This window comes from Thermoflexus sp. (assembly GCF_025055495.1).
Classification (GTDB): Bacteria; Chloroflexota; Anaerolineae; order Thermoflexales; family Thermoflexaceae; genus Thermoflexus.
Genome location: NZ_JANWXB010000201.1, coordinates 1 through 12,404 on the forward strand (window position 1 = coordinate 1; position 12,404 = coordinate 12,404).

General features: G+C 64.1%; 14 protein-coding genes. 12 read left to right on the forward strand and 2 right to left on the reverse strand.

Annotation, left to right across the window (positions count from 1 at the left end):
• The first annotated feature begins 256 nt into the window (after nucleotides 1–256).
• From NZM16_RS06795 to NZM16_RS06850, 12 genes are all read left to right on the forward strand, one after another.
• A complete protein-coding gene (locus tag NZM16_RS06795; RefSeq protein WP_295479505.1) occupies nucleotides 257–1,195 on the forward strand; it encodes a 2-dehydropantoate 2-reductase in 939 nt (312 codons plus the stop codon).
• A 197-nt stretch (nucleotides 1,196–1,392) separates the two neighbouring features.
• A complete protein-coding gene (locus NZM16_RS06800; protein ID WP_295448329.1) occupies nucleotides 1,393–2,568 on the forward strand; it encodes an aminotransferase class I/II-fold pyridoxal phosphate-dependent enzyme in 1,176 nt (391 codons plus the stop codon).
• A gap of 195 nt (nucleotides 2,569–2,763) precedes the next feature.
• Complete coding sequence (hflX, locus tag NZM16_RS06805; protein ID WP_295479508.1) at nucleotides 2,764–4,122, forward strand: GTPase HflX; 1,359 nt, start codon at nucleotides 2,764–2,766, stop codon at nucleotides 4,120–4,122.
• 144 nt (nucleotides 4,123–4,266) lie between these two features.
• A complete protein-coding gene (locus tag NZM16_RS06810; RefSeq protein WP_295448323.1) occupies nucleotides 4,267–4,497 on the forward strand; it encodes a hypothetical protein in 231 nt (76 codons plus the stop codon).
• Nucleotides 4,498–4,509: 12 nt separating this feature from the next.
• Entirely contained in the window at nucleotides 4,510–5,442 is a 933-nt protein-coding gene (gene miaA, locus NZM16_RS06815) for a tRNA (adenosine(37)-N6)-dimethylallyltransferase MiaA (RefSeq protein ID WP_295448320.1), read from the forward strand.
• 176 nt (nucleotides 5,443–5,618) lie between these two features.
• Nucleotides 5,619–6,104: a hypothetical protein gene (locus tag NZM16_RS06820; RefSeq protein ID WP_295448318.1), complete on the forward strand. Its 486-nt coding sequence runs from the start codon at nucleotides 5,619–5,621 to the stop codon at nucleotides 6,102–6,104.
• 2 nt (nucleotides 6,105–6,106) lie between these two features.
• Complete coding sequence (locus NZM16_RS06825; RefSeq protein ID WP_295448317.1) at nucleotides 6,107–6,532, forward strand: hypothetical protein; 426 nt, start codon at nucleotides 6,107–6,109, stop codon at nucleotides 6,530–6,532.
• Nucleotides 6,533–6,545: 13 nt separating this feature from the next.
• On the forward strand, nucleotides 6,546–6,899 hold the full coding sequence (locus NZM16_RS06830) for an aspartyl protease family protein (protein ID WP_295448315.1): 354 nt from the start codon (nucleotides 6,546–6,548) through the stop codon (nucleotides 6,897–6,899).
• Between the two features lie 144 nt (nucleotides 6,900–7,043).
• On the forward strand, nucleotides 7,044–8,819 hold the full coding sequence (sdhA, locus tag NZM16_RS06835) for a succinate dehydrogenase flavoprotein subunit (protein ID WP_295479514.1): 1,776 nt from the start codon (nucleotides 7,044–7,046) through the stop codon (nucleotides 8,817–8,819).
• Entirely contained in the window at nucleotides 8,819–9,211 is a 393-nt protein-coding gene (locus NZM16_RS06840) for a HEPN domain-containing protein (protein ID WP_295479517.1), read from the forward strand. Before sdhA ends, NZM16_RS06840 begins: the two co-directional genes overlap by 1 nt.
• Before the next feature lie 28 nt (nucleotides 9,212–9,239).
• The gene (locus NZM16_RS06845; RefSeq protein ID WP_367281014.1) at nucleotides 9,240–9,629 is read left to right on the forward strand and encodes a nucleotidyltransferase domain-containing protein; all 390 of its coding nucleotides are present in this window, start codon (nucleotides 9,240–9,242) and stop codon (nucleotides 9,627–9,629) included.
• Nucleotides 9,626–10,339, forward strand: coding sequence for a succinate dehydrogenase iron-sulfur subunit (locus NZM16_RS06850; RefSeq protein WP_295448307.1), 714 nt, complete (start codon nucleotides 9,626–9,628; stop codon nucleotides 10,337–10,339). The genes NZM16_RS06845 and NZM16_RS06850 overlap by 4 nt, the downstream gene beginning before the upstream one ends.
• 73 nt (nucleotides 10,340–10,412) lie before the next feature.
• On the opposite strand, the gene NZM16_RS06855 is transcribed toward NZM16_RS06850, so the two are convergent.
• The gene (locus NZM16_RS06855) at nucleotides 10,413–10,838 is read right to left on the reverse strand and encodes a hypothetical protein (RefSeq protein WP_295479520.1); all 426 of its coding nucleotides are present in this window, start codon (nucleotides 10,836–10,838) and stop codon (nucleotides 10,413–10,415) included.
• 135 nt (nucleotides 10,839–10,973) lie between these two features.
• Complete coding sequence (locus NZM16_RS06860; protein WP_295448303.1) at nucleotides 10,974–12,284, reverse strand: glycosyltransferase; 1,311 nt, start codon at nucleotides 12,282–12,284, stop codon at nucleotides 10,974–10,976.
• Nucleotides 12,285–12,404 lie beyond the last annotated feature (120 nt).

The following is a 12,404-nucleotide window of genomic DNA, read 5'->3' on the forward strand; positions in this document are numbered from 1 at the left end:
GAGGGGGAAGGAAAGAAGATCCCCGGGGTGCGGGGCCGAAGGTCCCCGGCCCCGCACCCCAAAACACTCGGTAGAGGCGCTGCGTCGATGGGTGTTCTCCTTTCACCGGTGGGGTAGACCACCAGAGGGATCTCCTCCACCGGTAAAATCCCTCGCGCCGGTCCTTTCGGAGGGGAATTCTACCTGGCACCATGCGACTCCTGTCCGAATCCTCGGGCGGGAGAGGTGTAGCGATCTCATTCGAGGGGATAGAACCATGCGCGTGACGGTGTTCGGAAGCGGCGGGGTGGGAGGCTATTTCGGGGCGCTGCTGGCCCGGGCGGGCCACGAGGTCACCTTCATCGCCCGGGGCCCGCATCTGGAGGCCATGCGCGCCCGGGGGCTCCAGGTGCACAGCGTCCACGGGGATTTCCACCTTTATCCCGTTCGGGCCACCGACCGGCCGGAGGAGGCCCCGCCCGCGGACCTGGTGCTGTATGCCGTGAAGACCTACCATATCCCGGAAACCGTGGGGATGCTCCCCCGCCTGCTGGGGCCGGAGGGGGTGGTGCTGACGACGCAGAACGGGGTGGAGGCGCCGGATCAGGTGGCCGCCGAGGTAGGAGTGGAACGAACGCTGGCCGGCGCCGTCTGGGTGGTCTCCCGGATCGAGGCCCCGGGCGTGATCCGACAGGAGAGCGCTTTCCGTCGCGTGGTCCTCGGGGAGCTCGACGGCCAGCTCACCCCGCGGGCCCAGGCCATCGCCCGCGCCTTCGCGGAGGCCGGGGCAGAGGCGGAAGCGACGGCCGAGATCCGGAAGGTGCTGTGGACCAAATTCCTGTTCATCGCTGCCATCGGCGGGGTGGGGAGCGTCGTGCGCCTCCCGATAGGGGCCTGGCGGGCGGTCCCGGAAACCCGGGCGCTGTTGGAGCAGGCGATGCGAGAGATCGAGGCTGCGGCCCGGGCCGAGGGGGTGGCCCTGGATCCGGAGGCGGTGCCCCAGACGATGGCGTTCATTGACAACTTGGCGCCGACGGCGACGGCCTCGATGCAGCGGGACGTGGAGGCGGGTCGCCCGCTGGAGCTTGAGGCTATGAGCGGGGCGGTGGTGCGCATCGGGCGACGCCACGGCCTCCCCACGCCGGCCCACGCCTTCCTCTACGCGGTCCTGAAACCCGTTCATCTGCAGGCGTTGCGGAACGCCGGAGCGGGATAGCTGCATCCGCTGTTCATCTTCGAATTGATGGTTCCCTCATCGTCGCCTCTCCTATCGCTGCGCTTGCTTGTCTGTTGTTAAGCCTCGGGTTGTCAGACAGGGGAAGGATAAAAGAACCCCCGATGTTATGACGTTTGATATCACTGCTTGAGTGTAGATTGGATTAAAATAGGCAAAAATTTGGAGGTGGAAGGACGATGCCGCCAGTTCCCTCAGCGCGCATGCGACGGCTGAAGCCATACCCCTTTGCCGCCCTGGAGCGGCGGATCGCGGAGTTGCAGGCCCAGGGCCGCGACATCATCCGCCTGGATATCGGCAGCCCCGATATGGCGCCGCCGCCTTTCATCCTTGAAGCGATGGAAAAAAGCGCCCGCGACCCCCGGGCCCATGGCTACGCCGGTTACCGGGGGATCCCTACGCTGCGTCAGGCGGTGGCCCGCTTCTACGCCCGCCGCTTCGAGGTCGAGCTGGACCCCGACCGCGAGGTCCTGATCCTGATCGGTTCGAAAGAGGGGATCTTCAACCTCGCCATGGCCTATTTGGGTCCCGGGGATATCGCCCTGGTTCCCTCGCCGGGCTATCCCACCTATACCGACGGCGCCCTGGCGGCGGGGGCGGATATCTTCTATATGCCCCTGCGGCCGGAGCGGGGATGGTTCCCCGATTTCTCGGAGATCCCCTCGGAGGTCCTGGCCCGGGCGAAGGTCCTTTGGCTGAATTACCCCAACAACCCCACGACGGCCTGCCCGACGCCGGAGTTCCTGGCCGAGGCGGTGGCCTTCGCCCGCCAGCACGGGCTGCTCCTGGCCTACGATAACCCTTACGCGGATGTTGCCTTCGACGGCTACCGCGCCCCCAGCGTCCTCAGCGTCCCCGGCGCGAAGGAGGTAGCGGTGGAGTTCTATTCCCTCTCCAAGTCCCATAACATGGCCGGCTGGCGCGTGGGGATGCTGGTGGGCAACGCGGAGGTGGTGGGCACGGTGGCCCAGCTCAAGAGCAACATCGACTCCGGCCACTTCCGCCCGATCCAGGAGGCCGCCGCCGTCGCCCTTACTTATGACGACGAGTGGATGGAGGAGCGCAACGCGGAATACGCCCGGCGGCGAGACGTGGTGGTGGAGGGCCTGCAGGCGGCGGGCTTGACGGCGGAACGGCCTCGTGCGACGATTTATGTATGGGCGCGCCTGCCATCCGGCTGGGACAGCGCGGATTATGCAGCTCGTCTGTTGGAGGAGGCGGGGGTCTCCGTCGCCCCCGGGGCGATGTTCGGCGAGGCCGGCGAGGGTTACATCCGGATCTCCCTCGTCCAGCCAGTCTCCCGTCTGGAGGAGGCGGTGCGCCGCATCCAGGCCTTCCATGCTTCGCTCGGGTGAGAGCCGATGAGCTATGAGCCCTACTTGATCGGCGCAGCCATCTTCGAAGCCCTGGTGTTCGGCTGGGCGATCTGGATCGCGTATCGGGAAAGCCGGCAGCGGTGAAGAGATCGGGCGACGGCCTGGCCGTCGCCCGATCCCAGGCTTCCTCTTAGCCCAAGGAGGTGAACGATCGGGCGCGGAGCGCAGGAGACGGTGGCCCCGGTGGATCGGGCGGTGCTGGTGGGCACCGAGATCCACGGGAAGCCGGGGTTGTTGCCGGTGGAGGATTCCCTGGATGAGCTGGCGCAGCTGGCTCGCACCGCCGGCATTGAGGTGGTTGGCCGGGCGGTGCAGCGGCTTCGCCGCATTCACCCCGCCACCTATATTGGGCCCGGAAAGGTGGAGGAGATCCGGGCCTTGGTCCGGGCCATGCGTGCCAACATGGTCATTTTCGACGATGAGCTGTCCCCCTCTCAGCAGCGTAACCTCGAGAACGCCTTCGGCGACGACGTCCGCGTGCTGGACCGCACCGCTCTCATCCTGGACATCTTCGCCCAGCATGCCCATACCCGCGAGGGAGCGCTCCAGGTGGAGCTGGCCCAGTATGAGTATCGCCTCCCTCGCCTAACCCGTCGCTGGCAGAACCTGGCCCAGCAAGCGGGTGGCTCCTTCGGCCGGGGCGGGATCAGCGGGGTGGGCCTCCGGGGGCCGGGCGAGAAGCAACTGGAGATCGATCGCCGGCGGATCCGGGACCGCATCGCTCATCTTAAGGGGGAACTGGAGGAGGTGCGGGCCCATCGCCAGCGTTATCGCGAGCGTCGGCGCCGGGCCCAGGTGCCGGTGGTGGCCCTGGTGGGCTACACGAACGCTGGCAAGTCCACCCTGCTCAACGCGGTCTCCGGCGCGAACGTCCTGGTGGCCGATCAGCTGTTCGCCACCCTGGATCCCACCACCCGGCGGGTGAAGCTCCCCGAGGGTGGAGTAGCCCTCTTCACCGATACCGTGGGGTTCATCCAGAAGCTGCCGCACCAGCTGGTGGCCGCCTTCCGGGCCACCCTCGAGGAGATCAACGAGGCGGATCTGATCCTCCACGTCTTGGACATCACCCATCCCAACGCGCTGCAGCAGGCCCGGGTGGTGATCCAGACCCTGCGGGAGATTGGGGTGCGGGACATCCCGATGATCACCGCCCTCAACAAGATCGACCGGCTCCCGGACCCGGCGGCCGCGCGGGCGATGGCGGCGGAGCACTTCGATTTCGTGGCCATCTCAGCCGCTTACGGCATCGGCCTGGAAGACCTGCTCCGAAAGGTGGAGGCGATCCTCTATCGGAGCCTCACACCGGTGCGGGTGCGACTGCCGTTGAGCCGTGGGGATCTCATCGCCATGTTCTACAATCAGGGCGTGGTGGAATGGGAGGCCCACACCGACAATGAGGTCACCCTCTTCGGGCGTCTGCCCGGCCGACTGCTGGCCGCCTTCCGGCCGTATCTGGACCATGGGGAGATCGCAGCGTTGCCCCGGTATTCCGTGGAGGGGCAGCCACGGGAATGGCCCTCGCCATCCAGGTAGGGGCGGGCACAGGGGCCCGCCCGTAGGGGCAGACCCCTGTGTCTGCCCGTATGGCCAGGCCCCTGTGCCTGCCCCCCATATGGGGCAGCCACGGGGGGCTGCCCCTACAAGATGTAATGAACGCCCATCGGGAAGACCCATCATATGTCGGCCCTGAGCCGATGGATCGATCGCACGGCCGAATTCCTGGCCCAGCATAAAGGCCTGCCCATCGTGATCGGGGCGGGCCTGATCGTTCTGGATTTCCTCCTGCTCCTTCTTCATCAGCTTGCCTCGGGCCTCCCAGTCCTCGGCGCCCTGGCGACGCTTCATTGTTTCCTCTATCTTGGCCTGATCATCGCCCTCCTGGGCGGGCTTATCGCGGAAGTCCTTTGAGTGGCGGAGCCGATGGGAGAGCCCGTTTCCTCCGATCGTCCCTTAGTGGCGGTTGTGGGGCCGACGGCCGTCGGTAAAAGCGAGGTGGCCCTGGAGCTGGCAGAGCGCTTCGACGGGGAGATCGTCTCCGCGGACTCCCGCCAGATCTATCGGGGCATGGACATCGGAACGGCGAAGCCGACGCCGGAGGAACGGGCTCGCGTGCCCCATCACCTGATCGATGTCACCGACCCAGACCGCCCGTTGACGCTGGCCGAATATCAGCGCATGGCATATACAGCCATCGAGGAGATCCACCGGCGGGGACGCTTGCCCTTCCTGGTCGGGGGAACAGGCCTCTATGTCTGGGCCGTGGTGGAAGGGTGGCAGATCCCGCCGGCGCCGCCGGATCCCGAGCTGCGCCGTGAGCTGGAGGAGCGAGCCCGGCGGGAAGGACCCCAGGCTCTCTATGAAGAGCTCCGCCGGCTGGATCCGGAGGCCGCCGCCTTCATCGATCCCCGTAACGTCCGTCGGGTGATCCGCGCCCTGGAGGTGTGTTATCAAACCGGGAAGCCCTTCTCCGCTCAGCGGCGCAAGAACCCTCCGCCTTACCGGACGATCCTCATCGGCCTGACGCGGCCCCGCGCGGAGCTCTACCGGCGGATCGATGAGCGGGTGGAGCGGATGATCGCGCAGGGGCTGGTGGAAGAGGCGCGCCGGCTGGCTGAGCGCTATCCGTGGGATCTCCCAGCGATGACCGGGCTGGGCTATCGGCAGATCGGTGCCTACCTGCGGGGCGAGATCTCCCTGGAGGAAGCGATCCGCCAGATCCAGGCCGCCACCCGGGATTTCGTGCACCACCAGTATAACTGGTTCCGCCTGAACGACCCGCGCATCCGCTGGTTCGATCTGAGCCGGGAGGACGTGGAAGCCATCGCTCAGTGGCTGGCGGAGCGGCTCCGATAGCGCGCAACTGTCACCCGTCAAGGCATCGTTCCGGATGGCGGACTCTCTTTTCTCCTCCTCGCCTGCACGATGATGCGGGAAAGAACAGTCTCGCGTTCCTGAAAAGGATCCTCGAAATTGCCTCAGAACAAGTCGGATTTATAATTCAAGTGAAAACCTTCCCAAAGGAGCCTGCCATGGCCGGTTCAGAGGTGACCCTCCCGGAGGGGGCGCGGAAGCGATGGCGGGCCCTGGAATGGGCCTGGACCCCCGGAGCCGGGTTACGGTTAGTGTTCCAGGAGATCCCCCAGTATCGCGGCCGGGTCCACCAGTGGGCCTGGGTGGCCAACCGGGTGGCCGGGCTGGGAACCCTTCTCTTCCTCACCGTTCATATTCTGGACACCTCGCTGGTCTACTTTGCTCCCACCTGGTATGAGCATGCGATGGCCCTGTATCGCCATCCCGTTTTCGGCCTCGGCGAGCTGATCCTGGTGGCCTGCGTGCTCTGGCATGGCCTCAACGGGCTGCGCATTACAATCAGCGATTTCCGCCCTCGCCTGTGGGCCGCGGAGATCCAGGCCCGCCTGATCCTGTGGACAGTCGTCGCCTTCCTCGCCCTCTACATCCCCACTTTCTTCATTATGGGCAACGTGATCCTTCAGAAAGGCATCCTGGGGAGGTGATCATGGCGGCCATCCCGAAAATCGCCCCACGCGCGGTCCCAGCCATCCGCCCCCGCCTGGAAGTCTGGCTCTGGGTTTTCATGCGGGTCTCGGGTGTGCTGCTGATCCCCCTGGCCTTCGGCCATCTGGCGATCATGCACATCATCAATAATGTTCATACCATCGACGCATGCTTTGTCTACTATCGCTGGAACGTAATGTTCTGGTGGCGGGTCTACGACGCCCTGCTGCTGTTCTTGGCCTACATCCATGGCCTAAACGGCCTGCGCCATGTGATTGATGACTACGTGCACCATCGTGGTTGGAATCAGGCGCTGAAATGGATCGCCTTCGTCGGTGGGACCTTCGTCATTCTCATCGGAACCATCGCTCTGATTGGGGGCGTGCGGGTCACCGCGCTGCCCGAGGGATGCCCTCCGATCGGGTGAGAGGGTTGGGCGCATGGGTCTGACCTACATTGAGGGGATTGTAACCGGCCCGACCGGGAAGCAGGCTGCCGTCCGCTTTCTGGTTGACAGCGGGGCGACTTATACCTTGCTCCCCTATGAAGCATGGCAGGCCATCGAGCTGAAACCCAAACGCTCCGCCACATTCATTCTGGCCGATGGCACGACGATTGAACGGAACATTTCAGAATGTCACATCACCCTGCCCCAGGGAGAGGGCCATACCCCGGTGATTCTGGGGGAGCCCGGCGATGAGGCCGTGCTGGGGGTGGTCACCCTGGAGATCCTGGGGTTGGTGTTGAATCCCTTCACCCGAACCCTCCAGCCGATGCGCCTGCTGCTGGTATGAGGGGCGCAAAGGGCGCGAGGGGGATAGCGATAGGGAGGGGGAGAAGAATCTTTCGGGGCGGAACGGGGAGCAAAGGCTCCCCGTTCCGCCCCCGACTTCCCTAATGGATGTGCTGCTGAAATTCCGAGGCGAAGGAGCGCTCCGATGAAAGTCCATCGGCATCAATTCGATGCGGTGGTGGTTGGCGCAGGGGGTGCCGGCCTGATGGCGGCCCTCTACGCCTCGAAACGGGTGAAAACAGCGGTCCTCAGCAAGCTCTACCCGACCCGATCCCACACCGGGACGGCACAGGGAGGCATCGCGGCGCCGCTGGGGAACATGGAGGAGGACCGGCCGGAATGGTATGCCTATGACACGGTAAAGGGTGGAGATTGGCTGGTGGATCAAGACGCCGCCGAGCTCATGGCCTATGAATCGATCGAGGCGATCATCGAGCTGGAACATATGGGTCTGCCTTTCGATCGCACTCCCGACGGCAAGATCGCCCAGCGCCGGTTCGGCGGGCATACCCGCAACTTCGGCGAGGCCCCCGTGATGCGGGCCTGCCACTCCGCCGACCGCACCGGCCACATGATCCTCCAGACCCTCTACCAGCAGTGCATCAAGCACAACGTCACCTTTTTCGATGAGTTCTTCGTCACCGATCTGATCCTGGAGGATGGGGTGACCCGCGGGGTGGTGGCCATCGAGATCGCCACCGGGGACATCCATGTCTTTCACAGTAAAGCCGTGCTCTTGGCCACGGGCGGTGCCGGGCGGATCTACAAGGTCACCTCCAATGCCCACTCCCTGACCGGGGATGGCATGGCGATCGTATGGCGAAGGGGGCTCCCGCTGGAAGATATGGAGTTCTTCCAGTTTCACCCCACCGGCATCTACAAACTGGGGATCCTGCTCAGCGAGGCCGCGCGGGGCGAGGGCGCGGTGATGATCAACGATAAGGGCGAACGGTTCATGGAACGCTACGCCCCTACGTTGAAGGACCTGGCCAGCCGCGACGTGATCTCGCGGGCCATCTACATGGAGATCCGTGAAGGGCGGGGCATCGGTGGGAAGGATTACGTTTACCTGGATTTCCGCCCCGAGACCATCAACCGCTTCAAGAGCGCCCCGGGCGGCATGGAGGTCACCGCGGAATATCTGGAGCGGAAGCTCCCGGACATCATTGAGTTCGTCCGTGTCTACTTGGGGATCGACCCCATGCGGGAGCCAGTGCCCATCCAGCCCACTGCCCACTACGCGATGGGCGGCATCCCGACGGATGTGGACGGCCGCGCGATCCGGGATGAGCATAACACGCCGGTTCCAGGCCTCTACGCCGCCGGCGAAGTGGCCTGCGTCTCGGTGCACGGGGCCAACCGCCTGGGGACCAACTCCCTGGTCGACCTGGTTGTCTTCGGCCGGCGGGCAGGCCGTCATATGGCGGAATACTGCCAGCAGGCAGACTTCGCCCCGCTCCCACCCGAGCCGGAGGCCTTCACCGTCGAGATGGTGGAGCGAATCCGCAATGGGATCGGTGAGGAGCGGGTCCCGATCCTGCGAAACGAGCTTCAGGATACCATGCAGACCTACGCCAGCGTGTTCCGAGAGGCCAGCGGGCTGGAGACCGCGATCGAGAAGATCCGGGAGCTCCAGGAGCGCTATCAGCATATCCGCATCGACGACAAAGGATATCGCTTCAACACCGATCTCCTGGAAGCGATCGAGCTGGGCTTTCTGCTGGATGTGGCAGAGGCCACCGCCTTCAGCGCCTTGAACCGCACCGAGAGCCGAGGCGCCCATTATCGGGAGGATTATCCGAAGCGGGACGATGACAACTGGCTCAAGCATACCCTGATTTGGCGCCAGGACGGCAAGGTGACCTTCGCTTATAAGCCAGTGGTCATCACCAAATGGCCGCCGAAGGAGCGGAAGTATTGATGCCCTCCCGCTACCAGGACTGGCTGGCTCAAGGGCTCCGCGATCTGAGAGCCGCCCGCTCCATGTTGGATGGAGGCTTCTACGAGTGGGCGGCCTTTCAGGCTCATCAAGCAGCGGAGAAAGGGTTGAAGGCGCTGCTTCGCTTCCATCATCAGGAGCATCGAGGGCATCGTCTGGTGGCCATGCTGGAGGCGCTCGCGGGGAAGCTCTCCATTCCAGAAGCGCTGGTCGAAGCGGCCCGGGAGCTGGATTGGCACTACACGGGCTCTCGTTATCCCAACCATTTTGTGGAAGGGTATCCTGCCCAATATTACGACCGCAAGATCGCTCAGCGGTGCGTGGACCATGCGGAACGGATCCTGGAGTTCGTGCAGGGAAACCTGGGAGGATAGCCCTCAGGCCGCTTGCATCCAAGCCTTCCTGCAGCGGATAAACGAGCTGGAGCCGGATGCGGTGTTCCTCTTCGGCTCCCTGGCCCGCGGGGATTATCTGGACACCAGCGATGCCGATCTGTTGGTCCTGTTCGCTCAGCCTATCCCCTATCCCGAGGTGGACCGACGGGCCTGCGGGAACCTTCACATCCTGGTGGAAACATGGGAGAACGTGTGGCGACAGGTTCATGAAGGGGAGCCGTTCTACCTGGAGATCCTGCTGGAAGGATGCCTGCTGGCGGAGCGGGAGGGGCGGGGCACGGCCCTGATCGAGGCCGCGCGCGAAACCGCCCGAGCCCGCAAATTCCAGCGCACCCCATGGGGGTGGACCTGGTCCATGCCTTCCCAGACCCAGTCCGCATCGGAGGATACGCCATGAAGGTCCGATTGCGCATCCAGCGATTCAACCCGGAGAAGGACCGAAAGCCCTGGTGGGGGGAATACGAAGTGGAAGCAGAGCCGGTGGATCGTGTCCTGGATGCCCTTCACTACGTCAAGTGGTATATTGATGGCACGCTCGCGCTGCGTCGCTCCTGCGCCCACGGCATCTGCGGCTCCGACGCGATGCGCATCAACGGTCGTAACCGACTGGCGTGCAAGGTTCTGGTGCGCGAAGCCATGGGGGAAGGTCGAGGTGTGATCACCGTGCAGCCCCTCCCTGGGCTCCCGGTGATCAAGGATCTGGTGGTGGATATGGAGCCGTTCTTTGCGAACTATCGGAAGGTCCTGCCGTATTTGATCAATAACGATCCGCCGCCGGAGCGAGAGCGCCTGCAGACCCCGGAGGAACGGGATCGCTACGATGATACCACCAAGTGCATTCTCTGCGCAGCATGCACCACTTCATGTCCCTCCTTCTGGGCCAATCGCGAATACATCGGCCCGGCAGCTATCGTTCAGGCCCATCGTTTTATCTTCGACAGCCGGGATCAGGGGGCGACCGAACGGTTGCGGGTTCTGAACGAATGGTTCGGGGTCTGGCGCTGCCGCACCATCTTCAACTGCGTGGAGGCATGCCCGCGGGGCATCCAGATCACCCGGGCCATCGAGGAGGTCAAGCTGGCGATTCTTACCGGACGCCTGTCCTGAAGAAAGCGCAGGGCCGGCTACATCCCGGCGCCTCAACCGATGGGCGGGCCAGCGGCCCGCCCATCGATGTCCCTCACGAACCGCGGCGGTCCAGACGGCGCAACCGCTGGTAGCGGGGGATCCCCTGAAGTTCCTGCCAGCGAGCCTCCCGGTCTCCCCAGCGCCACTCATAGACCACCCCGTTTTCCTCATCTATATACGAAAAAGCCGGTCCCACGCCCAGGGAACGCTGTAACGCTTCGACGACTTTTGGAAGATCTTCAGCCGCCCGAAGGATCACATAGCGCCGGGGCTCGAATTCGATCTCAAAGGCTCGCTCTCGCCAGTAACCCCGATAGCGGAAGGGCGGCTCTTTCCGGGTTGGATCCTCCGGAGACACCCATGCCTCCTGCAGGCGCACAAACCACAGGCTCTGGCGGAGCTGCTCCGCGACCGCGCCTGCGCTGGGGCGCTTCTCCGCATAGAACCAGTGGACCTCAGGGGGCACCACAGTGATCATCCCTTTCCCTCCGGATGTAAGCATGATGCCCGATCTGGGGCGAGAGGGGCCACCTTTAGCGGCCTATCTCGCCCCAGATCGTTCGTTGATCGGGGAGGAAGGACTTCCCGAGGAAGCAAACGGCATAACTCCTGTTCATAAACTCGCGCTCCAGCGGCCATAGCAAATGAGGTGCCTGGAGCGTCCCCGATAAGCTTTCAAGACTTCAAGATAAAGGCTTAGAATACGCTCTGCGATGATCGGCCAGGCGAATCCCTGGGCCCAACGACGGCCGTTCTCCCCCAACTGCTGCCGCAGCCCCTCATCCCGCAGGAGGCGATCCAGCGCCCGCGCCAGCGCAATCGGCTGGCGTCGGGGCACTCGCAGGCCGGTTTCCCCATCACGGATCAGATACGACAATCCCCCTACATCCGAAGCGATAACCGGCGTGCCACAGGCCATGGCCTCCAGCGCCACTAGCCCGAAAGACTCGTAATCAGAAGGCATGACCACCACATCGGCAGCGTTATAGTAATAGGGGAGCGTTTCCTGCGCTTTGGCCCCCAGGAAGGCGATCAGATCGGTGATCCCCAACTCTTCCCGGAGTTGTTGCAGCCGTCGCATCTCCGCATCCGTTGTTGTATCCGGATCGCCCCCAATGACCACTACGGCGAAATCCCGGGTCCAGGTTGGGCAATCCTGGGCCAGGATGGCCACCGCCCGCATCAGAGTTTCCAGGCCTTTCAGCGGCTCGATCCGTCCAACGAACAACACATAACGCCGTTCAGGGGGGAACCCCAGGATCCGCCGAGCCTCCACCTTGGGGATCGGATGGAACCGCTGGATATCCACCCCAGGAGGGATGACCGTGATATGAGAGGACGTGGCACCGTATAGCCATGCCAGCTGGGCTTTCTCCAGCGGCGTGGCCGCCACCAGGTGATCGGCCTCGCGAACCAGCCTCCGCTCAGCCTCCAGACGCTGGGGAGGCTCCCGTTCCTCCGCTCGCCGGGCGACGCGGTTCTTCATCTGGCCCAGGGTGTGAAACATCTGGATCACCGGGGCCCGCCATACGGATCGCAGAGAAAGCGCCGCCAGGCCCGAAAGCCAGTAATGGCTATGGATCACATCGTAAGCCAAGCCTTCATGCTCCGCGAAGCGTCGAACCCGTTCAACGAATTCGGGGAGGTGCGCGAGGATCCGATGTTTCTCGATCGGAGCTTCCGGCCCAGCCGGAACGTGGATCACGCGTCCTCCGGGTCCCAGCTCATGGACGACATGAGGCAGATGAGGATTCTGGGAGCGGGTGAAGACATCCACAGCAATCCCACGGCCAGTCAGCTCCCGGGTCAATTCGCGGACATAAACGTTCATCCCTCCCGTGTCCTTGCCCCCCAGGGTCGCCAAGGGACACGTGTGAACGCTGATCATCGCCACCCGGCGCACCGGGATGAAACTGCCTTTCACGCGCCAGCCTCCTGCTGCTTTATCCGTTTTTGATTTGGAGCCGAAAGATTTTTCACGCCATGGGCGACTTCCGAGCTCTCCAGGGGGTTTTGGGGCTGGGGCGCCGCCGAAGGCGGCGCC